The sequence below is a fragment of the Streptomyces sp. CAI-85 genome, from assembly GCF_013363615.1.
GTDB classification, from domain to species: Bacteria; Actinomycetota; Actinomycetes; order Streptomycetales; family Streptomycetaceae; genus Streptomyces; species Streptomyces antibioticus_B.
In genome coordinates, this window is the sequence record NZ_JAANNX010000005.1 from 20,805 (window position 1) to 45,406 (window position 24,602).

Below are 24,602 nucleotides of genomic sequence, written 5' to 3' on the forward strand. Positions count from 1 at the left end.
TGGGAGGCTCCGTCATGCCCACACGCATACCCTCAGCGGTCCGAAAAGCGGCTTTCGCCCTGGCCGCGTCCACCGCCCTCCTCCTGAGCACCACCGCCTGTACCGGCCAGTCCGCCGGCGGCGCGGAGGACGACGCGTCCAAGGAGACGACCCTCACCTTCTGGCACGCGTGGAGCGCGCCCGGCGAGGTCAAGGCCGTGCAGGCGCTGGTCGCCGGCTTCGAGAAGGCGCACCCCAACATCCATGTGACCGTCGTCGGCAACATGACCGACGACAAGATCAACCAGGCGCTGCGGGCGGGCGGCGCCAAGGCGCCGGACGTGATCTCCTCCTTCACCACCAACAACGTGGGGAAGTTCTGCTCCTCGGGCGCCCTGGTCGACCTCAACCCGTTCTTCGAGAAGGCGGGCGTCGACCCGGACACCACCTTCCCCAAGGCGATGAACGAGTACACCCAGTTCGAGGGCGACCGCTGCGCCGTCCCGCTGCTGGGCGACGCCTACGGCCTCTACTACAACAAGACGGCGTTCGAGAAGGCCGGCATCAGCAGCCCGCCGAAGACGTGGTCCGAGTTCGAGGCCGACGCCAAGAAGCTGACGATCCCCCAGGGCGACAGCTACAAGCAGCTCGGCTTCATGCCGAACTACCACGGCTGGGAGACCACCACCGAGCACTACCTGGGCCAGTTCTCGCCGACGTACTTCGACCGGGCCGGCAAGTCCACGATCGCCACCGACCCGGCGGTCCCGGCGGCCTTCACCCTCCAGAAGAAGCTGGTGGACGGACTCGGCGGCTTCAAGAAGCTGGAGAAGTACCGCTCCGGCCTCGGCGACGAGTGGGGCCCCAAGCACCCCTTCCACACCGGCCAGGTGGCCATGCAGCTCGACGGCGAGTGGCGCCTCGGCATGGCCCTGGACGCCAAACCCGACTTCGAGATCGGGGTCGCCCCGCTGCCCGTCCCGGACGACCAGGCCGACCAGTACGGCAAGGGGTACATCACCGGCACCATCGCCGGGATCGCCGCCACCAGCCAGAAGCAGAACGCGGCCTGGGAACTGGTGAAGTACATGACCACCGACACGGACGCGGTCGTCGCCTTCTCCAACGCCATCCACAACGTGCCCTCGACGCTGGCCGCCCTCAAGTCCCCCGACCTGACGTACGACCCGCGGTTCAAGACCTTCCTCGACATCGCCGCGAACCCGGACTCCACCACCTCCCCCGCCTCGGTCAACGGCGGCGTCTACCTGACCACGATCCAGCAGCTCGGCTACGACTACGAGAGCGGCAAGGTCACCGACCTGACGGCGGGTCTGAAGAAGGCGGCCGCGCAGATCGACACGGACATCGCGCAGGCGAAGTAGCGATGAGCACGACGGCCTCCCCCGCCCTGAGGGCGAAGCGCCGCAGGGCGGCGCTTCGCACCACGGCCTTCCTGTCGCCCTGGCTGATCGGCTTCACGGTCTTCTTCGCCTACCCGATGCTGTCCACGGTCTACTTCTCGTTCATGCGCTACGACGGCTTCCGGCCGCCGGAGTGGAGCGGGACGAAGAACTGGGCGTACGTCTTCGAGTCCTACCCCCTGTTCTGGCCGGCCCTGCGCAACACCCTGTGGCTCGTGGTGATCATGGTGGGTCTGCGGGTCCTGTTCGGACTCGGGATCGGTCTGCTCATCACGAAGATCAAGACGGCGACGGGGGTCTTCCGCACCCTCTTCTACCTGCCCTATCTGGCCCCGCCCGTGGCGGCGACCATGGCCTTCGCGTTCCTCCTCAACCCCGGTACGGGCCCGGTCAACTCGATCCTGGAGCGGGCCGGTCTGCCGGCGCCGGGCTGGTTCAACGACCCCACCTGGTCCAAGCCGGCCCTGACCCTGCTGGCGCTGTGGGGCGTCGGCGACCTGATGGTGATCTTCATGGCCTCGCTGCTCGACGTGCCGCGGGAGCAGTACGAGGCGGCGGAGCTGGACGGGGCGTCGGCCTGGCAGCGGTTCCGGTTCGTCACCCTTCCCAACATTTCGCCGATCATCATGTTCGCCGTCGTCACCGGTGTCATCCAGGCGATGCAGTACTACACACAGCCCCTGGTGGCCGGGAAGGTCGCCTCGGGGGTGATCCAGGGCGCGGGCACCATGTTCGAGCCCGGCTACCCCGACCGGTCCACGCTGACCCTCCCCCAGCTCGTCTACAACCTCGGCTTCCAGCGCTTCGACTACGGCTCCGCCTGTGTCGTCGCCCTGGTCCTGTTCGCCCTGTCGATGGCGTTCACCGCGCTGCTGATGCGGCGCCGGGGCGGTCTCATCCAGGCAGGTGACTGACATGGCGCAGCACGCAGGTATCGCGGCGGCCCGCCGCAGGACGCTCCTGGAGTGGATCGCGGTCCACTCCCTGGGCGTGGCGGCCGCCCTCCTCTTCACCCTCCCCTTCGTGTTCGTGTTCCTGACGTCCCTGATGAGCGACTCCCAGGCGCTCAGCCGGGACCTGATCCCGCACACCTGGGAGTGGGCCAACTACCGGAAGGTCTTCGACACCCCGGGCTTCGTCACCTGGTGGAAGAACACGCTGCTCTACGCGGGACTGGGAACAGTCCTTACGGTCGTCTCGTCGATCCCGGTGGCGTACGCGCTCGCCAAGTTCCGCTTCCGGGGCCGGAATCTGACGCTCATGCTGGTGATCTCGATGATGATGCTGCCTCCGCAGGTGGTGGTCATCCCGATGTACCTGTTCTGGGCGAAGCAGTTGGACCTGTCGGGCACGCTGTGGCCGCTGATCGTCCCGATGGCGTTCGGCGACGCGTTCTCGATCTTCCTGCTGCGGCAGTTCCTGACGACCATCCCGAACGAGTACCTGGACGCGGCGAAGGTGGACGGCTGCGGCGAGCTGCGGACCCTGCTGAAGGTGGTGCTGCCGATGGCGAAGCCCGGCGTCGCCGCCGTCGCGCTCTTCCAGTTCTTCTACGCCTGGAACGACTACTTCGGCCCGCAGATCTACGCCTCGGAGAACCCGGCCGCGTGGACCCTGTCCTACGGCCTGGAGTCCTTCAAGGGCGCCCACCACACCGACTGGAACCTCACCATGGCCGCCACCGTGCTGGTCATGGCCCCGGTGATCCTCGTGTTCTTCTTCGCGCAGAAGGCGTTCGTCGAGGGCGTCACCCTGACCGGAGTGAAGGGTTGAACCTCCTGTGAAACTCACCGTGGTCGGCGGCGGATCGACCTACACACCCGAACTGATCGACGGCTTCGCGCGGTTGCGGGACACCCTGCCCGTCACGGAGCTGGTGCTGATGGACCCGTCGGCCGAACGCCTCGGTCTGGTCGGCGGTCTCGCCCGGCGCATCTTCGCCCGGCAGGGCCACCCCGGCCGGATCGTGACGACGTCCGACCTGGACGCGGCGGTGGACGGCGCCGACGCCGTGCTGCTCCAGTTGCGCGTCGGCGGCCAGGCCGCGCGCGAGCAGGACGAGACCTGGCCCCTGGAGTGCGGCTGCGTCGGCCAGGAGACCACCGGCGCCGGCGGTCTCGCCAAGGCGTTGCGCACCGTCCCGGTGGTCCTGGACATCGCCGAACGCGTCCGCAGGGCCAACCCGCGGGCCTGGATCATCGACTTCACCAACCCGGTCGGCATCGTCACCCGCGCCCTCCTCCAGGAGGGCCACCGGGCGGTCGGCCTGTGCAATGTGGCGATCGGCTTCCAGCGGAAGTTCGCCGCCCTGCTCGGCGTCGCCCCGTCGGCCGTCCACCTGGACCACGTGGGCCTCAACCACCTGACCTGGGAGACCGCCGTACGGCTCGACGGACCCGAGGGCGAGGACGTCCTGCCGCGTCTGCTGGCCGGCCACGGCGACGCCGTCGCCGCCGACCTGCGGCTGCCGCGCGCCGTCCTGGACCGGCTCGGCGTGGTCCCGTCGTACTACCTGCGCTACTTCTACGCCCACGACGAGGTCGTCGGGGAACTGCGCACCAAGCCGTCACGGGCCGCCGAGGTGGCCGCGATGGAACGGCGACTGCTGGAGATGTACGGCGATCCCGGCCTGGCCGAGAAGCCCGAGCTGCTGGCGCAGCGCGGCGGGGCCTTCTACTCGGAGGCGGCCGTGGACCTGGCGGCGGCGCTGCTCACCGGTGCGGGCAGCCCGTACCAGGTGGTGAACACGCGCAACGCGGGCACGCTGCCCTTCCTGCCCGACGACGCGGTCATCGAGGTGCAGGCGGCGGTGGGCCCCAAGGGTCCCGCCCCGCTGCCGACGGCGGCCCCCGTGGACCCGCTGTACGCGGGTCTGATCGCCCAGGTGACGGCGTACGAGGACCTGGCGCTCCGGGCGGCGCTGCACGGGGGACGCGACCGGGTCTTCCGCGCCCTGCTGTCCCACCCGCTGGTCGGTCAGTACGCGCTCGCCGACCGGCTCACCGACCTGCTGATCGCACACAACAGGGAGCATCTCGCGTGGGCCTGACGGCGAGTGTCCTCGCGATCGACGCGGGCAACAGCAAGACCGACGTGGCCGTCGTGGCGGCGGACGGGGAGGTGCTCGCCACGGCCCGCGGCGGCGGCTTCCGGCCCCCGGCGGACGGGGTCGAGGCGGCGGTGGACGCCCTCGCGGACGCCGTCACGCGCGCGTACACGGCCGCCGGGGTCGGCTCGGTGGAGCATGTGTCGGCGTGTCTGGCCAACGCCGACCTGCCGGTGGAGGAGGAGCGGCTCGCGGCGGCGCTGCACGCGCGCGCGTGGGGCGCCTCCGTGGAGGTCCGCAACGACACCTTCGCGATCCTGCGGGCCGGGGTCGCCGATCCCCGGGGCGTGGCCGTGGTGTGCGGCGCCGGCATCAACTGCGTGGGGATGCGCCCCGACGGCCGTACCGCCCGTTTCCCGGCCCTGGGGCGGCTGTCCGGGGACTGGGGCGGCGGCTGGGGGCTGGCCGAGGAGGCGCTGTGGCACGCCGCGCGCGCGGAGGACGGCCGGGGGGAGGCGACCGCGCTGGCCGGGGCGCTGCCGGGCCACTTCGGGCTGCCCACCATGTACGCGCTGATCGAGGCGCTGCATCTGGGCCGGATCCCGGACGCGCGTCGGCACGAGCTGACGCCGGTGCTCTTCGCGACGGCCGCGGCGGGCGACGGTGTGGCGGTGGCGCTCGTGGACCGGCTGGCGCGGGAGGTGGCCACGATGTCCCTGGTCGCCCTGACCCGGCTCGATCTGCTGGCGGAGGAGACCCCGGTGCTGCTGGGCGGCGGTGTCCTGACGGCCGGTCACGCTCTGCTGGACGACGGGATACGGGCCCTGCTGGCGGAGCGGGCGCCCAAGGCGGTGGTGCGGGTGGTGCGGGCCCGCCCGGTGCTCGGCGCGGCGCTGCTGGGCCTGGACCGGCTGGGGGCGGGAGCGGAGGCACAGCGCAGGACGCGCGCACGGTTCGACGCGGAGTGACCGAGGCCGCCCTCCCCGGGCCGACCAGGGACGACGATGCCGGCGCCCCGGGCGGTCGACCGCCCCCGGAAGGAACCGAACACCCGCCCTTCGCGTTTTCATGGGCGGGGGGTCGCCGCGATCCGATCAAGATCCTGGCGACCGGGGTTCGCATTGTCACTCCCACCAGCGATACTTGCGGCGGGACATGACCATGGGGGAGGTCAACAGCGTGGCACAGCCGGCATCGAGCACCGCACCACCGCCCACCCGCCGTACGGCCTTCGCCGAGGGCGTGGACCGGGCGCGTGCCGCGGCGACCACCGAACCGGGCCGTCTGCGGATCATCGGCGCCCTGCTCGCCCTGCTGGTGGTCGCGTTCGGCGCGGTCTCCGCCTGGCAGACCGCCGACCGTGAGGCGGCCGCCGACGACGTGCTGCACAAGAGCCAGCCGCTGAGCACCGCCGCCGCCGACATCTACCGCTCCCTCGCGGACGCCAACACCGCGGCCTCCAGCGGCTTCCTGGCGGGGGGCCAGGAGACCGCGGAGTCCCGGCGGCGCTACGAGGAGGACATCGACGAGGCCGCCGCGAAGCTGATCACCGCGGCCAACAACGCCGACCCGGGCTCCCCCTCCGCCGCCGCGATCACGAAACTGAACACCCTGCTGCCCGAGTACAAGGGCCTGGTGGAGCGCGCGCGGACGTACAACCGGCAGGGCTTCCCGGTCGGCGGCGCCTATCTGCGCTACGCCAACGAGAAGATGCAGGACGAGATGCTCCCGGCCGCGGAGGACCTCTACAAGAAGGAGAACCAGCGCCTGGAGGACGACTACGCGGACGCCACGCCCTACCCGTGGGCGGCGATCGCGCTGGGCGTCCTGGCGCTGGCCGCGCTCGCCTGGGCCCAGCACCGCACCTACCGGCGCACCAACCGCCTGCTGAACCACGGTCTGGTCGCGGCCACGGCCGCCACCACCGTCGTCCTGCTCTGGCTGGTGATCGGCCACAGCGTGGCCCGCGCGGGGCTGAACGACTCCTACGACCACGGCGTCCGCTCGCTGAACGTCCTGCACGACGCCCGGATCGCCTCCCTCAAGGCCCGCGGCAACGAGAACCTCACCCTGGTGGCGCGCGGCGCCGAGACGACGAAGGTGACGGCCGACGGCAAGGAGGTGACGGTCGACCGGTACGACCACGACTTCTCCTCCGACATCGCCACCCTCGGCAAGGGCCTCGCGCAGGCGGCGAGGCTGGCCGACGACCGGGCGGGCGAGCAGCCGGTCACCTCGGCCGAGAGCAACATGGCGGAGTGGAAGAAGCGCCACACCGCCGCCCGCGCGCAGGACGACAACGGCAACTACGAGCAGGCGCTGGCCCTGGTGATCGGCGGCAAGGGCGCGACCGGCGAGTGCTTCGACAGTGTCGAGTCGAATCTGGAGAAGGCGCTCGCCCATGAGCAGACCGAGTTCCGGCAGGCGGCCGGGGACGGTCTGGACGCGATGACCGGTCTGACGGCCGGCGCGGCCGTCCTCGCCGTGCTGGGCGCGGCGGGCGCGGTCCTCGGCATCGGCCGCAGGCTGTCGGAGTACCGGTGAGAGGGGGCGTGAGGATGCGTGCGCGACGGGTGCGGGCCGGTCTGAAGGGCTGGGGCGGCGTCGGGGCGATGGCGGCGATCTGCGCCCTCGCGCTGGCCTTCGTCCTGCTGCTGCCGCTCACCCAGTCGCACGGGGAGGGCGCGGCGGACGGCCTGGGCGGGCCGGGCGCCGCCGCGGGCGCGCAGGCGGCCGACGACACGTGCGAGGCCCCGGAGAAGCAGACCCTGTCCCCGTCCGCCGCGGACGGTCCGGCGATCGCCGCGATCAAGGCCCGGCAGGGCGAGAAGCGCAAGCTGATCGTCGGCGTCGACCAGAACAGCTACCGCTGGGGCTACCGCGACCCCAACAACACCCGGGCGGAGCTGGAGGGTTTCGACATCGACCTGGCCCACCGGATCGCCCAGGACATCCTCGGCGACCCCGACGCGGTCCAGTTCAAGGCCATCCCGACCAACCAGCGGATCCCCGCCCTCCAGGAGGGCCGGGTCGACATGGTCGTCCGCACCATGACGATCACCTGCGGCCGGCTGGCCGACGTGGCGTTCTCCGCGCCCTACTTCACGACCGGACAGCAGCTCCTCGCCCCCAAGTCCTCGCCCGTGGCGGGCTACGACGACACGCTCGGCGGCAAGAAGGTGTGTACGGCCGCCAGTTCGACCGCCAACACCCAGCTCACCGAGGACCGCGACGCGGGCCGGATACCGAAGAGCGTCGACCTGGACACCGTCGTGCCCAATCAACTGGACTGCCTGGTAAGGCTCCAGCTCGGCGAGGTCGACGCGGTCGTCACCGACGGCGCGCTCGCGGCGAGCCAGGCCGCCCAGGACCCCACGGTGGAACTCAAGGGCGACCCGTTCACGACCGAGTACTACGGGGTGGCGATGAACAAGGACGCCGACGATCTGGTGCGCCGGGTCAACCGCGTCCTGGTCGAGTACCGGGCCAACGGCTGGCAGGCGTCGTACGACAAGTGGCTGTCGGCCACACTGGGAAGCGACGCGGCGACGTCGAAACCGCCCACACCCGCGCAGTATCTGCGCACGAGCTGACGGAAACACCGACAGGAAGCGACCGGCAGGAAGCGACCGGCAGACAGACACACGGCAGACGGACCCGGCAGACCGACACGGCGGACGGCCGGACACAGCGACGAGAGGTGATCGATGGGCGTCACGGGACCCCCCGGGCCGGTGATGGACCGGGACGAGGTCGACCGTGCGCTGGCGCGGCTCGGCGCGGAGCACGAGGCGATCGAGACCTCGCTCCTCGCCCTCCAGGACCACGCGGGCCGCCGGCTCCTCGAAGGCGCGGACCTGACCGGCGTCACCAAGGAGCGCTGGGCGGGCGCGGAGGCGTCGATCACCCTGCTGTGGGCGTACTTCGACGCGTACACGGACGCGCTGCGCTCGGCGCGCGAGATCCGTTCGCGGCGCCGCTGGTCCAGCCGTGAGGACCTGGCCGAGCTGACGGAACTGCTGCGCGGCGAGTCGGTGACGGTCGCCGGGTCGGCGCTGGCCGGCGTGCCCGCCCCGCAGGGCTCCGGCCGGCTCAGCCAGAGCTTCTCGCTCACCGCGCTCGTCGACCGGATGAACGAGCTGTACGCGTCGTCGCTGGACATGGTCGTCGCCGCCGACGCGGTGTGGTCGGCGCTGCCCGCGCGGATCGATTTACTGGCCGCGGAACTCCAGCGCACCCGGCGCCTGGCGCACTCGGTGGGCGTCCGCCCGGGCGAGCACCCGGCGGGCGACGACCTGGAGCGCATCACCCACACCCTGACGCGGCTGCGCGAGGAGGTGGTGTCGGACCCGCTGGCGTACTGGGTGCCCACACAGGGCAGTTCGGCGCCCGGCGGCGGCCGTCCGGACACCACGGTGTACGACCGTGAGGCACGCGCGCTGGAGGACGTCCGGCGGGAGATCGACGCAGTCCTGACGGTCCGTCAGGACGCCGAACAGCGGCTGGTGAAGCTGCGGGACATCCTCAGCCGCGCCGACCGTACGCTCGCCGAGGCGCGCACCGCGCGCGGCGAGGTGCTGGCGAAGATCGCCGCCACCGAGGTACCGGTGGTCAGCGGCCCGCCGACCGTGCTCCAGGAGCAGTTGGCGACGGCCGCCGAGTACCGCAGGCACGCCCAGTGGCACCGGCTGTCCCCGCTCCTGGAGTCCCTGGAGGAGAAGGCGGAGGACGAACTGCTGCGCGCCCGCGAGTCGTTGACGGCGGTCACCGCGCCGCTCGCGGTCCGCGCGGAGCTGCGCGGCCGGCTCGACGCGTACAAGGCGAAGGTCGCCCGGCTCGGCCTCGCCGAGGACCCGTTCCTCATCGAGCGCTACGACGCGGCGCGGCGGATGCTGTGGAGCGCGCCCTGCGATCTGCGCGTCGCGGAACAGGCCGTGCAGCGCTACCAGCGGGCGGCCGCCGAACTCCTGTCCGCGCCGCGCGCGGACCAGGGCGCGGCGGACCAGGGCGGACCTCAGGACCACAGGGGGGAGCGGTAGCCATGAGCCAGGCGGAGCAGTCGTGCCAGCGACCGGGCTGCGAGGGAGCGTACGAGGACGTCGGCGGCGGCGAACTCTACTGCGACACCTGCGGCCTGGCACCGGTCGTCGCCGCGCCCGGACCCGCAGGACCGGCCGGCGCCGAGGGTACCGGCGGCACCGGCAAGGACGCCCCGGGAAGCGGCAGTTCCCGCTCGGCCCGCAGCTCCCGTACGTCGTCGCAGTCCTCGAAGTCGCGCCGCTCGGTGTCCGGCCGCCTCTCGCGCTCCCTGTCGGGGAAGACGTCCGGCCGGTCGGTGTCGGTGCGCAGCTCAGGTTCCACGGCCGGCTCCTCCGGGCGGGCCCGGCTCGGCGTCGGCCTGGTCGCCGTGCCGCAGGTGCCGCGGCCCGACCCGCGCGCGATGGTCCTGGACAACCCGGAGGTGCCCGAGCGCAAGCGGTTCTGCTCGCGCTCCGACTGCGGCGCCCCGGTGGGCCGCGCGCGGGGCGAACGGGAAGGGCGCACCGAGGGCTTCTGCACCAAGTGCGGCCACCCCTACTCCTTCGTCCCCAAGCTGAAGGCCGGGGACGTCGTGCACGGCCAGTACGAGGTCGCCGGCTGTCTGGCGCACGGCGGCCTGGGCTGGATCTATCTGGCGGTGGACCGGGCGGTCGCCGACCGCTGGGTGGTCCTCAAGGGCCTGCTCGACACCGGCGACCAGGACGCGATGGCCGCCGCGATCTCCGAGCGGCGCTTCCTCGCCGAGATCGAGCACGCCAACATCGTGCGGATCTACAACTTCGTCGAGCACCTCGACCAGCGGACCGGCTCGCTCGACGGCTACATCGTCATGGAGTACGTCGGCGGCAAGTCCCTCAAGGAGATCGCCAACGCCCGCCGCACCCCGGAGGGCAAGCGGGACCCGCTGCCCGTGGAGCAGGCGTGCGCGTACGGCATCGAGGCGCTGGAGGCGCTCGGCCATCTGCACAGCCGCAACCTGCTGTACTGCGACTTCAAGGTCGACAACGCCATCCAGACCGAGGACCAGCTCAAGCTGATCGACATGGGCGCGGTGCGCCGGACGGACGACGAGGAGTCGGCCATCTACGGCACGGTCGGCTACCAGGCCCCCGAGGTCGCCGAGGTCGGCCCGTCGGTGGCCAGCGACCTGTACACCGTCGGCCGCACGCTCGCCGTCCTGACCTTCGACTTCCAGGGCTACACGACCGCCTACGCGGACTCGCTGCCCGACCCGGACACCATCGAGGTCTTCCGCCGCTACGAGTCGTTCTACCGGCTGCTGGTGCGCGCCACCGACCCCGACCCGGCCCGCAGGTTCGCCTCCGCGCAGGAGATGGCGGAGCAGCTCACGGGCGTGCTGCGGGAGGTCGTCTCGCTCCAGACCGGACAGGCCAGGCCCGCGCTGTCCACGCTGTTCGGACCCGAGGTGAAGGTCACCGACACGGAGCTGTTCCCGCGGCTGGACGGCGAGGTGTCCCGGCTCGGGGCCCGCATCCCGGCACCCCGCCGCGCGAACGGGCCCACGCCTGGGGCGACTTCGGTCGCGCCGCCGTCAACCGTCCTCGCGGGCCTGGTGCGGGCCGTTCCCGCGCCGGCCGCCGGGCTCGCGCTGCCCGTCCCGCACGTCGATCCGTCCGATCCCAACGCCGGTTTCCTGGCGGGCCTGATGGCCTCCGCGCCGGCCGAGCTGATCACGGCGCTCGCGGCCGCGCCCGCGCCGTCCGTGGAGACCCGGCTGCGGCAGGTCCGCGCCTGGCTGGAGAACGGCGACCACCGGGCCGCGCAGACCCTGCTGGCCACCCTGGAGGACGATCGCCCCGACGACTGGCGGGTCGTCTGGTACCGGGGCGTGGCCTCGCTGGCCACCGGCGACCAGGAGGGAGCCGCGCTCGCCTTCGACGCGATCTACGACGCCTTCCCGGGCGAGCCCGCGCCCAAGCTGGCGCTCGGCCTGTGCGCCGAGGTGCTGGGCCAGTTGGACAACGCCGCCGAGTACTACGGCCTCGTCTGGGCGACCGACCCGAGCTATGTGAGCGCCGCGTTCGGGCTGGCGCGGGTGCAACTGGCCGCCGGGGACCGGCGGGGCGCGGTGCGGACCCTGGAGTCGGTGCCGGAGTCCTCCATCCACTACACCGCCGCCCGGGTCGCGGCCGTCCGCGCGCGGCTGCGGCAGCGGACGGCGGCCGCCTCCGACACACCGTTCCTGGAGGACCTCACCGCGGGCGCGGCCCAGGTCGAGGCGCTGGAGGCGTACGGACTCGATCCGACGCGCCGGGAGCAGTTGTCCGCGGAGGTCCTCGGATGCGCCCTCGACTGGATACTCTCCGGTGGCCAGGGCGCGGGCCCACAGGGCCGCCGGACGCTGCTCGGCAGCGAACTGGACGAGCGGGGGCTCCGCTTCGGCCTGGAGCGCTCGTACCGCACGCTCGCCCGGCTGGCGAGCGGCGGTGAGGAGAGGATCGACCTGGTGGAACGTGCCAATCGTTACCGCCCCCGGACGTGGGTGTAGTTGATGTCGCAGATGCCACGGCAGGCAGCACTGCCGACGTGTCCGAGCTGCGCGGAGCCGCTCGATGCGGGTGACCGTTTCTGCGGAGCGTGCGGATACGACCTGTCGGTCGTGCCGCCCCACCCGGAGGACCACCCGACCCTCACCATGAACGGCGCGATGCCGAACGGCGCGACGCCACCGGTCCCGCCGGAGACGGCGGGCTGGTCCACGGCCGCCCAGGCACCCGCCCAGGCACCGCCCGCACCGGCCCAGGCACCGCCGGCACCCGTGCAAGCACCCCCCGCCGCGCCTGCCGCCCCCGCCGTACCCGCGCCCGCGCCCGCGCCCGCCCCCGGTGTGCGTTTCGACCGGCCCGCGGAGCCCGAGGAGTATGCGTTGCAGGCGCCCGACCCCCGGGTGGCCGCCGATTCCGCCCCGGCCCCCGAGCCCGCCAAGGTGTGCGTGGCCTGCCGCGCGGGCCGGGTGGACGACGACGGGTACTGCGAGAACTGCGGGCACGCCCAGCCCCGCGAACGCGACCACATGGAGGCCGAGCCGGGCCCGCTGGCCGCCGTCAGCGACCGCGGCCTGCGCCACCACCGCAACGAGGACGCGTTCGGCCTCGGCACCGCCGTCCTGCCCGACGGCTCGCCCGCGCTCGTCGCGATCGTCTGCGACGGCGTCTCCTCGGCGACCCGCCCCGACGACGCCTCCCTGGCCGCGTCCAGGGCGGCGAGCGAGTCGCTGCTCGCGGCCCTGCCGCAGGGCACGCATCCGCAGGCGGCCATGCACGAGGCGATCGTCGCCGCCTCGCACGCCGTCAACGCGCTCGCCGGCGAGCCCGCCACCGCCCGCGAGCACGCCCCGCACCAGAACGCCCCGGCCTGCACCCTGGTCGGCGCGGTCGTCACCGCCGGGCTCCTGGTCGTCGGCTGGGTCGGCGACAGCCGCGCCTACTGGGTCCCGGCGGACCGGAGTTCACCCGCCGCGCGGCTCACCGAGGACGACTCCTGGGCCGCCCAGATGGTCGCCGCGGGCCTGATGAACGAGGCCGAGGCGTACGCGGACGAGCGCGCGCACGCGATCACCGGCTGGCTCGGCGCGGACGCCTACGAACTGGAGCCGCACACCGCCTCCTTCAAGCCGGACCGGCCCGGAGTGGTCGTGGTGTGCACCGACGGTCTGTGGAACTACGCGGAGGCGGCCGAGGAGATGGCCGAGGTCGTCCCCCTCGACGCCGCCGTACGGCCGCTGCACTGCGCCCGGGTGCTCGTCGGGCACGCCCTGGACGGCGGGGGCCACGACAACGTAACAGTGGCCGTCGTGCCGTTCCCCGCACCGCCGCAGGGGGCAGGATCCGCCTGAGGCGGCACAAAAGCCGTACCGCACCACAGCGCACGAGGACGCCTCGGCGGACCGGAGGGGACCGGTCCGTCCACAGTCTTCGCCTCGCCCGGGAGCGAGGCGCACAAGGGGGAATCGAGTCCGTATGGCCATTTTCTCGAAGTCGAACGTGCCGCAGTTCTCGGTGGACGTGTACCAGAACGAGTACCTGCCGGAGGGCGGCCGCGAGGTCAACGCGATCGTGACGGTCACCGCCACCGGCGGCGGCACCGTGGGCGGGGCGGTCGGCGCGCCCCATCTGTACGCGCCGGGCGAGAGCCCGTCCGCCGCCGTGGCGATCATGGTGGACTGTTCCGGCTCGATGGACTACCCGCCGACGAAGATGCGCAACGCGCGCGACGCCACGGCCGCCGCGATCGACACCCTGCGCGACGGCGTGCGTTTCGCGGTGATCGGCGGCACCCATGTGGCCAAGGAGGTCTACCCGGGCGGCGGCCGGCTCGCGGTCGCCGACGCCACCACCCGCGAACAGGCCAAGCAGGCCCTGCGACGGCTGAACGCGGGCGGCGGCACCGCCATCGGCACCTGGCTGCGGCTGGCCGAACGGCTGCTGTCGTCGGCCGACGTCGCCATCCGGCACGGCATCCTGCTCACCGACGGCCGCAACGAACACGAGTCGCCGCAGGACCTCAAGGCCGCGCTCGACGCCGGGGCGGGCCGGTTCACCTGTGATGCCCGCGGTGTGGGCACCGACTGGGAAGTGAAAGAAGTCACAGGCATCGCCTCGGCGTTGCTCGGGACCGCCGACATAGTCGCCGATCCGTCCGGTCTCGCCGCCGACTTCACGCGCATGATGGAGACGGCGATGGGCAAGGAGGTCGCGGACGTCGCGCTGCGGCTGTGGACCCCGGTCGGCACCACCGTGAAGTTCGTCAAGCAGGTCGCCCCGACGGTCGAGGAGCTGACCGGGCGCCGTACGGAGGCGGGCCCGCGCGCGGGCGACTACCCCACCGGTTCCTGGGGCGACGAGTCCCGCGACTACCACGTGTGCGTCGAGGTCCCGGCCGCCGGCCTGGGCCGGGAGATGCTCGCCGCCCGGGTCTCCCTGGTCGTGCCGCACCCCGGTGACGGCACCGCGCAGGCGCTGGGCGCACCCGGCCTGGTCAAGGCCGTGTGGACCGACGACATGGCCGCCTCGACCTCGATCAATCCGCAGGTCGCGCACTACACGGGACAGGCCGAACTGGCACAGGTCATCCAACAGGGACTGGACCTCCGCAAAGCGGGCGATCTCGATGGAGCAACGGCCAAACTGGGCCGGGCCGTTCAGCTCGCCAGCGTCTCGGGGAACGCGGATACTGCGAAACTGCTTGCGAAGGTGGTGGACGTGGTCGATGCCCCGACAGGTACTGTGCGACTGAAGGCCAAGGTCGCGGACGCCGACGAGATGACGCTCGAGACCCGGTCCACAAAGACTGTTCGTGTAAAGAAGTGACCTGAGCGCCCGCGCGGGCCATCGAGGGAAACGAAGGAGAGGGGGACGCGCCGACATGCCGACCTGCCCGAACGGACACCAGTCGGGTTCCGACGACTGGTGCGAGGTGTGCGGTCACCGCATGGCCGGTGCCGTACCTCCGCCCCCGCCCCCGCCGCCTCCCACCGCCGGGTACGGCTTCCCGCCCCCGCCCCCGCAGAGCACCCAGCCCGGCGGCGGACGGCATCTGTCCTCCGTGCCGGAGCGCGAGCCCGAGCTGTGCCCGCAGTGCCGTACGCCCCGCGAGGGCGGCGCGCCCTTCTGCGAGGAGTGCCGGTGGAACTTCCTCACCAACACGGCGACCTCGTACACCCCGGCCGCCCCGCGCCCGCCGGCCTCCGGGCCCGGCGCGGGCCAGGGACAGGGCCAGGGACACGGGCAGGGTCCGGGGCCGGGCCCCGATCCGCGGTTCCAGCCGCCGCCCCCGTCCTTCGGCGGCGGTGACTCCTTCGACTACCAGAGTTCGCGCCCGTCCCAGGTGAACCGGCCCGCGGAGCCGATCCCGCCGGGCCCGCAGGGACCGTCGTACGGCCGTGAGCCCTCGGGTCACCCCGGTCCCGGCGGGCGGCCGCCCGGCCCCAACGCGTTCGGGCACGACCCGTCCGCCCCGGGCGGCGGCTTCGGCCAGCAGCAGCCGGGCCCGCCGTCCGACCCCTACCGCCGGGAGCCCACGGGTCCGGGCGGTCCGGGTGGCCCGGGCGCCCCCGGTGCGTTCGGTGGGGACCCCTCGCGGCAGGGCCCGCCGCCGGGCGGCCGTCCCGGCGGCCCTGGCGGTCCCGGTGGTCCGCAGGGCTATCAGCCCGCCGGTCCCACCGCCCCGCCCGGCTACCCGCACGAGACCGGCGGCGGCCGTCCCGCGCAGCCCGGCGGTCCGACCGGCGGTCCGGCGTTCGGCGGTGGTGACGACGACTGGGTGATCTCCCCGCCGTCCCACCACCAGGGCCAAGGACAGGGCGGCCAGGGACACGGGCAGCAGGGCCAGGGACCGGGCGCGGGCGGCGGCTACGGCTATCCGCAGCAGCAGCCGACGACCTGGACGGCGACGATCGGCCCCGACCGCGCGTACTTCATGGCGATGATGCACCGCTCGGGCCCGGAGGCCGCGGGGCTCAACCTGCCCGCCTACTCCCCCGAGCAGCAGCGCACGCTCACCGGCAACCAGGTCACCATCGGCCGCCGCCGCCACTCCACCGGCGAGACCCCCGACATCGACCTGTCGGTGCCGCCGGAGGACCCGGGCGTCTCGCACCAGCACGCCGTGCTGGTCCAGCAGCCCGACGGCACCTGGGCGGTCGTCGACCAGAACTCGACGAACGGCACGACGGTCAACGGCGGCGAGGAGCCGATCCAGCCGTTCGTCCCGGTACCGCTCCAGGACGGCGACCGGGTGCACGTGGGCGCCTGGACGACGATCACCGTCCGCCGCGGGTAGGGGAAACCCGGATCAGGGGGCCGGCAGGGGCCAGGCGTACGGCCCCTCCGGCTCGTCCAGCCACGCCCACGCGGCACCGTCGTCGACCGTGATGCCGTAGCGCTCGCGGCCCGGCATGCCCTCGCGCTCCCACAGGGCGTACGCCTCCTGCGGGTCGAGGGTGCCCCGGGTGAGGGCCAGCAGGAAGCGGAACAGGTCGCTGTCCCGAGCCCGGCGCGGCACCCCGCCGCAGACGGCCGGCTCGGCGTCGGGCCGGCCCTCCCCGCGCAGCGGCACGAAGAAGGCGGGCGTGTGCAGGAAGCGGCCCTCGGCGTGCCCGGCGTCCCGGACGGTCAGCACGACCAGTCCGGTGGCCATCGGCGCCAGGATCAGCGCCCCGGGACGGCACTGCCCGATCCACGCGCGCGGGATCGACGCGAGGGTGCAGGTCGCGATGATCCGGTCGAACGGCGCCCGCTCCGGCACCCCGCGCGCCCCGTCGCCGGTGACGACCGTCGGGTGGTAGCCGGCGGCGGCCAGATGCGCGCGCGCCGACTCCGTGATCTCCGGATCGAGGTCGACGGTGGTGACGTACGCGTCGCCGAGCCGGTACGACAGCAGCGCCGCGTTGTAGCCGGTGCCGGCGCCGATCTCCAGGACCCGGTCGCCGTCCTCGACGCGCAGCGCGGCCAGCATCAGCGCCATCAGCGAGGGCTGGCTGCTGGAGGAGAGCAGTTCGCCGTCGCGCAGCCGGGTGGCCAGCGGGGTGTCCTCGTAGGCGCCGCGCAGCCAGCGCTCCCGGGTGCGCGGATCGCGGCTCTCGCCCCAGCGCCGCTCGTAGCCGCCGACCCCGCTGACGTAGTAGTACGGCACGAAGAGATGGCGCGGTACGGCCGTGAACGCGTCCCGCCAGCGCGGGTCGGGCGTGAAGGCGCCGCTCGCCTCGATCACACGCACCAGCGCGGCCCGCTCCGCTGCGGCGAGCGGTGCGAGGTCTGCGGGGCCGGTGAGGCCCTTGTCGTCGTCCCGGCCGGGATCGTGGGCACCCATGCCTCCACTGTGCGGCGCCGGCGCCCGGGAAGCGAGCACCCCGCGCCGCCCTGGCCTGCCTCGGGCCCTCGCGCGTCTGAGACCATGGGAGGGTGAAAGAGATTCGGCGCGGCACGCTTCAGGAGCAGACCTTCTACGAGCAGGTCGGCGGGGAGGAGACCTTCCGCCGGCTGGTGCACCGTTTCTACCAGGGGGTCGCCGAGGACCCGATCCTCAAGCCGATGTACCCGGAGGAGGACCTGGGCCCGGCGGAGGAGCGGCTCGCGCTGTTCCTCATGCAGTACTGGGGTGGTCCCACGACGTACAGCGAGAACCGCGGCCATCCCCGGCTGCGGATGCGCCACGCCCCGTTCGTGGTCGACCGGGCCGCGCACGACGCCTGGTTGAAGCACATGCGGGACGCGGTCGACGAGCTGGGCCTGTCCGAGGAGCACGAGACGACGCTGTGGAACTACCTGACGTACGCGGCGGCGTCGATGGTGAACACCCCGGAGTGAGGCAGCCGGGCCGCCGCCGGGTCAGCGGACGCTGAGGGGCGGGATCCCGAGGCCCGCGCCCGCGCGCCGTACGGCGATCGACCCGTACGGCGTGCGCAGCCGCAGCCAGGCGCCCGAGGAGAGCAGGGCCAGGTCGTCGGCGCTCTCGGTGTTCCCGGGGTTCTCGGGGTCTGTCGCCGCCCGCAGGAAGCCCAGGGACTGGGCCGCGTGCACGGCCCGTACGGGCAGCGCGGTGTCGCCGACGGTCCGGGACCAGATCTCCCGCCCGGTGCGGTCGAGTGCGGCGCGGGTACGGCTCTGGGGCGCCAACTCCTCGGTGCGGCGCCGGAATTCACCGACCGCCGCGCCGACGGTGGCCCGTAGCGCGTCCGGTGCGGGCAGTCCCCGCTCGGGCCGCCAGCCGCCGCGGGGCGGCAGCACCCCGGCCCACGGCGGTCCGGTGACGGCGGCCGGGACGGCGGCGGTGGCCGCCGACTCGTCGACCGCCTCCAGCAGTTCGCCCGCGGACACGGTCACGTCGAGGGTGACGGTGAGGCCGTCCTCGTAGGGCTTGGCGAGCCGCACCGCGCGGATCGCCAGCACCTCGAAGGACGGCGGCCGGCCGAAGACGGCCAGTGCGGTGCCGGCCGCCTGTAGCCGGACCGCGGCTCCACGGTCGTAGTGGAGCAGCCGGGAGAGGAAGGCCGCGAGATCCGCCGCCTCCCCCTCGTCGGCGAGGTGGAGCACCGTCATGCGGCGACGGCCTCCTCCGCGTCGTCCTGGTACTCCTCCAGGAACTCGCGTTCCTCGGCGGTGATCCGGCGCGGCCGCTGCGTCGCGAAGTCGAACGGCACGATGACGGTGGAGGCCCGGACGTAGACGGTGTCCCCGTCCTTCACCTCGTAGCAGATGGTGAAGGACGCGGCCCTTATCTGCGTGACCCACAGCTCGATGTCCACCGGGTGGTGCCGGTGGACGAGCTGGCGCTTGTAGTCGATCTCGTGGCGCGCCACCACGGACCCCTGCTTGAAGTCCTTCTCCGGGCGGAACAGGAAGTCGATACGGGCTTCCTCCAGGTAGCGGAGGAACACCACGTTGTTGACGTGGCCGTACGCGTCCATGTCCGCCCAGCGCAGCGGGCAGCGGTAGATGTGCCGCAAGATCGATCAGCCCCGGGTCAGCTTCTTGTAGGTGGCGCGGTGCGGACGCGCGGCGTCCGGGCCCAGGCGCTCGATCTTGTTCTTCTCGTAGGACTCGAAGTTGCCCTCGAACCAGAACCACTTGGAGTCGCCCTCGTAGGCGAGGATGTGCGTCGCCACCCGGTCGAGGAACCAGCGGTCGTGGGAGACGACCACGGCGCAGCCCGGGAACTCCAGGAGCGCGTTCTCCAGGCTGCTGAGGGTCTCGACGTCGAGGTCGTTGGTCGGCTCGTCGAGGAGGAGCAGGTTGCCGCCCTGCTTGAGGGTGAGCGCGAGGTTGAGGCGGTTGCGCTCACCGCCGGAGAGCACACCGGCCGGCTTCTGCTGGTCGGGACCCTTGAAGCCGAAGGCGGAGACGTACGCCCGGGAGGGCATCTCGACCTGGCCGACGTTGATGTAGTCCAGTTCGTCGGAGACGACGGCCCACAGCGTCTTCTTCGGGTCGATGTTCTCGCGGCTCTGGTCGACGTACGAGATCTTGACGGTCTCGCCGACCTTGATCGCGCCGGAGTCCGGGGTCTCCAGACCCTGGATCATCTTGAAGAGGGTGGTCTTGCCGGCGCCGTTGGGGCCGATCACGCCCACGATGCCGTTCCGGGGCAGGGTGAAGCTGAGGTCGTCGATGAGGACCTTGTCGCCGAACGCCTTGGAGAGGTTGCTGACCTCGACGACGATGGAGCCCAGGCGCGGGCCCGGCGGGATCTGGATCTCCTCGAAGTCCAGCTTCCGCATCTTGTCGGCCTCGGCGGCCATCTCCTCGTAGCGGGCGAGGCGGGCCTTGGACTTGGCCTGGCGGCCCTTGGCGTTGGACCGCACCCACTCCAGCTCTTCCTTGAGCCGCTTGGCGCGCTTGGCGTCCTTCTGGCCCTCGACCTTGAGGCGGGTGGCCTTGGTGTCGAGGTAGGTGGAGTAGTTGCCCTCGTAGGGGTGGGCGCGGCCGCGGTCCAGCTCCAGGATCCACTCGGCCACGTTGTCCAGGAAGTACCGGTCGTGGGTGACGGCGACGACGGTGCCGGGGTACTTGGCGAGGTGCTGCTCCAGCCACTGCACGGACTCGGCGTCCAGGTGGTTGGTGGGCTCGTCGAGGAGCAGCAGGTCGGGGGCCTCCAGCAGCAGCTTGCAGAGCGCGACGCGGCGGCGCTCACCACCGGAGAGGTTGGTGACGGGCCAGTCGCCGGGCGGGCAGCCCAGGGCGTCCATGGCCTGCTCGAGCTGGGTGTCCAGGTCCCAGGCGTTGGCGTGGTCCAGGTCCTCCTGGAGCTTGCCCATCTCGTCGAGCAGCGCGTCGGAGTAGTCGGTCGCCATCAGCTCGGCGACCTCGTTGAAGCGCTTGAGCTTGCCCATGACCTCGGCGGCGCCGTCCTGCACGTTCTCCAGGACGGTCTTGGACTCGTCGAGCGGCGGCTCCTGGAGCAGCATGCCGACGCTGTACCCGGGCGACAGGAACGCGTCGCCGTTCGAGGGCTGCTCCAGCCCCGCCATGATCTTCAGAACGGTGGACTTACCGGCACCGTTCGGCCCGACCACACCGATCTTCGCGCCGGGCAGGAAGCTCAGGGTGACGTCGTCAAGGATGACCTTGTCGCCGTGTGCCTTGCGCGTCTTGCGCATGGTGTAGATGTACTCAGCCAAGAGAAACCGTCCGGCAGCTTGAAATCAGGCAGTGGGCAGATACACCCCATCTTGCCTGAGGTCCACCCCTGGGTGTTAACCCGTTTGACCGGACCTCTGTGAGCTGGGGCTTTGAGTGGGACGGCTGGTGTCGGGGTGGCGTTGGAACAGGTATATGCCGAGGAGGTCCCCCCGGGCGGGGCGTGGTACGTCGGGGTGGTCGTGCTTGGTGCGGAGTACGGCGTGGACGTCGAGGCGGCCCACCGCGTGCTGCGGGATCTCCGCCTCGAACCAGCCGTCGCCGCGTTCGAACGCCTGCCGGGCCGCCTGCACGTGCTGCTGGTGGATCTTCTCGACCTGGTCGTTGTGGCGGCGGACCCGGTCCGCCTCGCGGGTGTCGGTGTCCGCCGCGATCTCCTGCTGTCGGCGCTGCCAGCGCTCCTCGAAGCCCATGTGCCCCTCCCCGCGTCCCTGGCTGACCGGCGCCACTTTCTCATGGACCCCGCGGGGCGGGTGAGGCCGGCCGTCGCCGCCTCACCCGTGGTGCGGTCGCCGCTCTCAGGCGCGGTAGCCCAGGAGCGTCATCATCCCGGACTCGGAGTGGTACTGGTTGTGGCAGTGCAGCATCCACAGCCCGGGGTTGTCGGCGTCGAAGTCGAAGACCAGCTTGCGGTGCGGGAGGACGATCGCGGTGTCCTTGCGGGCCCCGGCCGCGCCGATCCCGGCGAGGGCGAAGGTGTGGCCGTGCAGATGCATGGGGTGCCACATGTCGGTGCCGTTGACGAGGGTGACGCGGACCCGTTCGCCCTGCCGGATCGGGTGGCAGCGCTCCAGGGAGTACGGCTGGCGGTCGAAGCTCCAGTTGAACCGCTTCATGTCCCCGGTCAGCCGGAAGCGCAGCTCACGGTCCGGGGCGCGGCCGCAGAACGCGACGGAGTCGTCCGGCACGAGCCGGGATGCCGGGACGACCCGGCCGTCCAGCTCCGCCGGGTGCGCCCCGGGTCCGGGCCGCTGTCCGCCGCCGGTGCGCAGGACCGCCAGGGCCTTGGCGTTCTTGCCCTCGGCGAGCGCGACCAGCGGGAACACGCCGTCCTTGGCGGTGACCAGTACGTCGTAGCGTTCGGCCATGCCCAGCAGCAGGGCGTCCGTGCGAGTGTGCCGCACGGGGTAGCCGTCGGTGTGGGTCACCGTCATCTGGTGGTCGCCGAGCGCCACCCGGAACGCGGTCTCGGCGGCGGCGTTGATGATCCGCAGCCGGATCCGGTCCCCGGGGCGGGCCCGCAGGACCGAGGGGGCCTCCGGGACCCGGCCGTTGACGAGGTAGTACGGGTAGGCGACATGGCCGCCGGGGCTGCGGAGGAGACTGCTGCGGGCCCCGTGCCGCATCCGCGAGGGACCCCCGCCCGCTGTCCCGCCGGCCGCGCCGTGTCCCGAGCCGTGGGTCCCCTCCCCCATGTCCGCCATGCCGCGGCCGTGGCTCAGCTCCGCGAACACGGCGTCGGGGGTGGAGCCGTCCACGCCGTCGACCCAGTCGTCCAGGACGACGACCCACTCCTTGTCGTAGGTGAGCGGCTCCTTCGGGTCCTCGACGATCAGCGGGGCGTACAGGCCGCGGTCGAGTTGCATGCCGGAGTGGGAGTGCACCCAGTAGGTGCCCGGGTGCGAGACCGCGAAGCGGTAGGTGAAGTCCGCGCCGGGCCGGATGGAGGACTGGGTGAGGCCGGGCACGCCGTCCATGTCGCAGCGCAGCCGGATGCCGTGCGAGTGCAGGGTCGTCGCCTGCGGCAGATGGTTGGCGAGCGTGAGCTGGAAGGTGTCTCCCTTCGTGACGCGCATCTCGTGGCCCGGCAGCATGCCGTCGTACGCCCAGGTCCTGACCGTCGGCCCGCCCAGGTCGAGCAGGGCCTCGGTGGCGGTCAGGCTGAACTTGCGCACCGGGCCGTTACCGCGTTCCCGCTCGGCGGCCTCGACCTCGGGCCCGGACGGGGTCACGTACCCGGTGAGCCCCTTGGGTGCGCGTCCGCCGGAGAAGCCGTCACCGGAGCCGGTGCCCCGGCCCGTGTCATGGCCGGTTCCGTGGCCGCTGCCGCCGTCGGCCGGACCGGCCGCGGCCGGGGGGCCGGGCCGGGGCTGCGAGCCGGTGACCGTCCGCGTGGCGGTCCCGGCGGGCGAACCCGACGCCGAGGGGGTGCCGGACCCTGAGGGCGAGCCGGTGCAGGCGGCCAGGGCTCCCGCGCCGGCGGCCGCGATCGAGGCACCGAGCACGGTGCGCCGCGTATGTGTGTGCATGCCTTAAATGAGACATGTCATATCGTCATATTCTGGGCATCCAGGGCGGCGCGTCACGCAATCGCCCGCGCCGGGGCGCCGAGCGGGCTCAGTCCCGGCCGGCCCGGCCCGCCTGTTCCTTGCGGCCCACCAGCAGCAGCGTCGCCCCGCCGATCGTCACCAGCCCGATGGCCGTGCCCGCGATGATCGGGGTCACGCTGGAACCGCCGGTCTCCGCGAGGTTGGTGTCGCTGGACGACGTCCCGCCCACGGTGGCCGGACTCGGCTCGCTGAGGGTCTGGGTCGTCAGGTCCCGCGCCTCGGCGGCCTGGGTACGGCAGTCCAGCACCCCGGTGAAGCGGTACGCGGCACCCTGCGGGCCGGTGATCGTGAAGTCGTAGGCCTGGTCCTCCTGGAGCGGGATCGTGACCGTCCGCGAGTCGCCCGCCGGGATCGTGTACTCGGTGCCCATCAGCTCGAAGACGAAGTCCTCGTCGCCCGGGTTGGACGCGCTGATGCCGAGGCCGTTCGCGGCGCAGTCCTTCTCCGCCGACAGGGCCGGTACGGCACCCTGGGGCGCCCAGGTGACGCCCGCAGTCGCCGACACCGTCGACTCGCTGGAGCCGGCCAGGATCTGCGTCTGGCTGCGGCTGTCCGCGGTGAACGCCCGCCCGACGGGCACGGTGGTCGAACCCCGCACGGTCAGCTCGGCGGTCCCTGCCTCGGCGTCGGCGGGCACGTCGAAGTAGAGCCGGCTGCCGTTCCTCGCGGTGGTGACCGGTGTGCCGTTCTCGTCGACGATCCGCACGCCGCTGGTGGCGGCGTCCATCGGCGGGGTGACCGTCACCGCGCTCGCACCGGTGCGCACGGTCACGGGGCCCAGCGGCTCACCGGGCCGCCCGGAGACCGCGGCCGGGTCGAGGGTGAGGGACGCGGCGGGCTCCGGTGTGCTCTTCGCGGCCTTCTGGAGGTAGTCCGCGAGCTGCTCGGCCTGCGGGTCCACGGCGTTGACGTCGGCGGCGTCCGAGTAGCGCCAGATGGCCACCTGGGTGCCGGCCGCCGCGTCCTGCTCGGTGAACGGCCCGGTGATACCGGCCTTCCGCGCGAGCGAGGCGAGGTCGTTGACCTGCGGGTAGGAGTTCTGGAGGATCCAACCGACGCGGCCCGCGTCCTTGTTGGCGCCCAGCGAGGTGCCGCTCCAGGGCGTCTCCTCGTACCGGGCGTCCTTCTGCGTGGGGTTGTAGAGGTCGACGCAGTACGTCTGGAGGGTGCCGCCGCCCTCGACGGACATCTCGAACAGGCCCGCCGAGATCTCCTGGTCGCCCTCGCCCTCCGTGTGGACCACGGCGGCGCCGTACGTCTTGAGGCCGCCTATCGTCGCGGTGGCTCCGCCCTGACCCCGCGCCCCACCGTCGGCGGCGACGGCCGTGCCCGCGCCGGCCACCACGCCGACGGCGGCCAGTCCGGACACCAGCGCCGCCGCGGCGACCCGGGCCGCGAGACGAACCCCGAGCCGGTCCGTACCTCTACGACCTGCACCCCCACGACCTGCACGCCCACGACCCGCACCCCCGCGGCCCGCGTCCCGTCGGCGCGCGAACGGCGCGGAGAACGAAGAAATCAACGCAATTCCCCTTCGAGCAGGAGCCGTTGACGTGGGTGGCACGTTCCACCAGCAGAATCGGAAGCCCCATGAGCTATGTCCGGCATCCTAGAGACGCGGGCGCAC

At 72.5% G+C, this 24,602-nt stretch carries 20 protein-coding genes; 13 read left to right on the top strand and 7 right to left on the bottom strand.

The window, feature by feature from the left end; all coding sequences use genetic code 11:
- The first annotated feature begins 14 nt into the window (after positions 1-14).
- The 12 genes from G6W55_RS08985 (at position 15) to G6W55_RS09040 (ending at position 16,290) form a co-directional block, all read left to right on the top strand.
- On the top strand, positions 15-1,364 hold the full coding sequence (locus G6W55_RS08985) for an ABC transporter substrate-binding protein (RefSeq protein WP_175520274.1): 1,350 nt from the start codon (positions 15-17) through the stop codon (positions 1,362-1,364).
- Positions 1,365-1,366: 2 nt separating this feature from the next.
- Positions 1,367-2,317 carry a carbohydrate ABC transporter permease gene (locus G6W55_RS08990; RefSeq protein ID WP_030779620.1) on the top strand — a complete coding sequence of 317 codons (951 nt, stop codon included), beginning with the start codon at positions 1,367-1,369 and terminating at the stop codon, positions 2,315-2,317.
- Position 2,318: 1 nt separating this feature from the next.
- Complete coding sequence (locus G6W55_RS08995; protein WP_175520275.1) at positions 2,319-3,176, top strand: carbohydrate ABC transporter permease; 858 nt, start codon at positions 2,319-2,321, stop codon at positions 3,174-3,176.
- Between the two features lie 7 nt (positions 3,177-3,183).
- Positions 3,184-4,452 carry a 6-phospho-beta-glucosidase gene (locus G6W55_RS09000; RefSeq protein WP_175520276.1) on the top strand — a complete coding sequence of 423 codons (1,269 nt, stop codon included), beginning with the start codon at positions 3,184-3,186 and terminating at the stop codon, positions 4,450-4,452.
- On the top strand, positions 4,443-5,417 hold the full coding sequence (locus tag G6W55_RS09005; RefSeq protein ID WP_175520277.1) for a BadF/BadG/BcrA/BcrD ATPase family protein: 975 nt from the start codon (positions 4,443-4,445) through the stop codon (positions 5,415-5,417). Before G6W55_RS09000 ends, G6W55_RS09005 begins: the two co-directional genes overlap by 10 nt.
- A gap of 193 nt (positions 5,418-5,610) precedes the next feature.
- Positions 5,611-6,993: a hypothetical protein gene (locus G6W55_RS09010; RefSeq protein ID WP_175520278.1), complete on the top strand. Its 1,383-nt coding sequence runs from the start codon at positions 5,611-5,613 to the stop codon at positions 6,991-6,993.
- A gap of 14 nt (positions 6,994-7,007) precedes the next feature.
- Positions 7,008-8,042: a glutamate ABC transporter substrate-binding protein gene (locus tag G6W55_RS09015; RefSeq protein WP_175520279.1), complete on the top strand. Its 1,035-nt coding sequence runs from the start codon at positions 7,008-7,010 to the stop codon at positions 8,040-8,042.
- A 114-nt stretch (positions 8,043-8,156) separates the two neighbouring features.
- A complete protein-coding gene (locus tag G6W55_RS09020; protein WP_175520280.1) occupies positions 8,157-9,488 on the top strand; it encodes a hypothetical protein in 1,332 nt (443 codons plus the stop codon).
- A 2-nt stretch (positions 9,489-9,490) separates the two neighbouring features.
- Positions 9,491-11,998 carry a serine/threonine-protein kinase gene (locus G6W55_RS09025; RefSeq protein WP_175520281.1) on the top strand — a complete coding sequence of 836 codons (2,508 nt, stop codon included), beginning with the start codon at positions 9,491-9,493 and terminating at the stop codon, positions 11,996-11,998.
- Entirely contained in the window at positions 11,999-13,345 is a 1,347-nt protein-coding gene (locus tag G6W55_RS09030) for a PP2C family serine/threonine-protein phosphatase (protein ID WP_175520282.1), read from the top strand.
- Between the two features lie 124 nt (positions 13,346-13,469).
- On the top strand, positions 13,470-14,819 hold the full coding sequence (locus tag G6W55_RS09035) for a VWA domain-containing protein (protein WP_175520283.1): 1,350 nt from the start codon (positions 13,470-13,472) through the stop codon (positions 14,817-14,819).
- Between the two features lie 55 nt (positions 14,820-14,874).
- Entirely contained in the window at positions 14,875-16,290 is a 1,416-nt protein-coding gene (locus tag G6W55_RS09040; protein WP_175520284.1) for an FHA domain-containing protein, read from the top strand.
- 12 nt (positions 16,291-16,302) lie between these two features.
- On the opposite strand, the gene G6W55_RS09045 is transcribed toward G6W55_RS09040, so the two are convergent.
- Positions 16,303-17,319, bottom strand: a complete 1,017-nt coding sequence (locus tag G6W55_RS09045) for a methyltransferase domain-containing protein (RefSeq protein ID WP_175520285.1) — start codon at positions 17,317-17,319, stop codon at positions 16,303-16,305.
- A 92-nt stretch (positions 17,320-17,411) separates the two neighbouring features.
- Here G6W55_RS09045 and G6W55_RS09050 point away from each other — a divergent pair, with 92 nt between their 5' ends.
- A complete protein-coding gene (locus tag G6W55_RS09050; RefSeq protein ID WP_030779656.1) occupies positions 17,412-17,816 on the top strand; it encodes a globin in 405 nt (134 codons plus the stop codon).
- Positions 17,817-17,837: 21 nt separating this feature from the next.
- Here G6W55_RS09050 and G6W55_RS09055 read toward each other — a convergent pair whose 3' ends face one another.
- The 6 genes from G6W55_RS09055 to G6W55_RS09080 form a co-directional block, all read right to left on the bottom strand.
- A complete protein-coding gene (locus G6W55_RS09055) occupies positions 17,838-18,548 on the bottom strand; it encodes a hypothetical protein (protein ID WP_175520286.1) in 711 nt (236 codons plus the stop codon).
- Entirely contained in the window at positions 18,545-18,955 is a 411-nt protein-coding gene (locus G6W55_RS09060; protein WP_175520287.1) for a thioesterase family protein, read from the bottom strand. The genes G6W55_RS09055 and G6W55_RS09060 overlap by 4 nt, the downstream gene beginning before the upstream one ends.
- Before the next feature lie 6 nt (positions 18,956-18,961).
- A complete protein-coding gene (gene ettA, locus G6W55_RS09065) occupies positions 18,962-20,626 on the bottom strand; it encodes an energy-dependent translational throttle protein EttA (RefSeq protein WP_030779666.1) in 1,665 nt (554 codons plus the stop codon).
- A 75-nt stretch (positions 20,627-20,701) separates the two neighbouring features.
- Complete coding sequence (locus G6W55_RS09070; RefSeq protein WP_175520288.1) at positions 20,702-21,058, bottom strand: hypothetical protein; 357 nt, start codon at positions 21,056-21,058, stop codon at positions 20,702-20,704.
- A 105-nt stretch (positions 21,059-21,163) separates the two neighbouring features.
- On the bottom strand, positions 21,164-22,894 hold the full coding sequence (locus G6W55_RS09075; protein WP_175520289.1) for a multicopper oxidase family protein: 1,731 nt from the start codon (positions 22,892-22,894) through the stop codon (positions 21,164-21,166).
- A gap of 88 nt (positions 22,895-22,982) precedes the next feature.
- A complete protein-coding gene (locus G6W55_RS09080; RefSeq protein WP_175520501.1) occupies positions 22,983-24,347 on the bottom strand; it encodes a Cys-Gln thioester bond-forming surface protein in 1,365 nt (454 codons plus the stop codon).
- Positions 24,348-24,602 lie beyond the last annotated feature (255 nt).

Bases quoted from the DNA above. Each gene is read 5' to 3' on its own strand.
- G6W55_RS09010 (WP_175520278.1), top strand. From the start codon at position 5,611: ATGGGGGAGGTCAACAGCGTGGCACAGCCGGCATCGAGCACCGCACCA.
- G6W55_RS09025 (WP_175520281.1), top strand. From the start codon at position 9,491: ATGAGCCAGGCGGAGCAGTCGTGCCAGCGACCGGGCTGCGAGGGAGCG.
- G6W55_RS08985 (WP_175520274.1), top strand. From the start codon at position 15: ATGCCCACACGCATACCCTCAGCGGTCCGAAAAGCGGCTTTCGCCCTG.
- G6W55_RS09040 (WP_175520284.1), top strand. From the start codon at position 14,875: ATGCCGACCTGCCCGAACGGACACCAGTCGGGTTCCGACGACTGGTGC.
- G6W55_RS09055 (WP_175520286.1), bottom strand. From the start codon at position 18,548: ATGACGGTGCTCCACCTCGCCGACGAGGGGGAGGCGGCGGATCTCGCG.
- G6W55_RS09070 (WP_175520288.1), bottom strand. From the start codon at position 21,058: ATGGGCTTCGAGGAGCGCTGGCAGCGCCGACAGCAGGAGATCGCGGCG.
- G6W55_RS09045 (WP_175520285.1), bottom strand. From the start codon at position 17,319: ATGGGTGCCCACGATCCCGGCCGGGACGACGACAAGGGCCTCACCGGC.
- G6W55_RS09075 (WP_175520289.1), bottom strand. From the start codon at position 22,894: ATGCACACACATACGCGGCGCACCGTGCTCGGTGCCTCGATCGCGGCC.
- G6W55_RS09035 (WP_175520283.1), top strand. From the start codon at position 13,470: ATGGCCATTTTCTCGAAGTCGAACGTGCCGCAGTTCTCGGTGGACGTG.
- G6W55_RS08990 (WP_030779620.1), top strand. From the start codon at position 1,367: ATGAGCACGACGGCCTCCCCCGCCCTGAGGGCGAAGCGCCGCAGGGCG.
- G6W55_RS08995 (WP_175520275.1), top strand. From the start codon at position 2,319: ATGGCGCAGCACGCAGGTATCGCGGCGGCCCGCCGCAGGACGCTCCTG.
- G6W55_RS09020 (WP_175520280.1), top strand. From the start codon at position 8,157: ATGGGCGTCACGGGACCCCCCGGGCCGGTGATGGACCGGGACGAGGTC.
- G6W55_RS09015 (WP_175520279.1), top strand. From the start codon at position 7,008: ATGCGTGCGCGACGGGTGCGGGCCGGTCTGAAGGGCTGGGGCGGCGTC.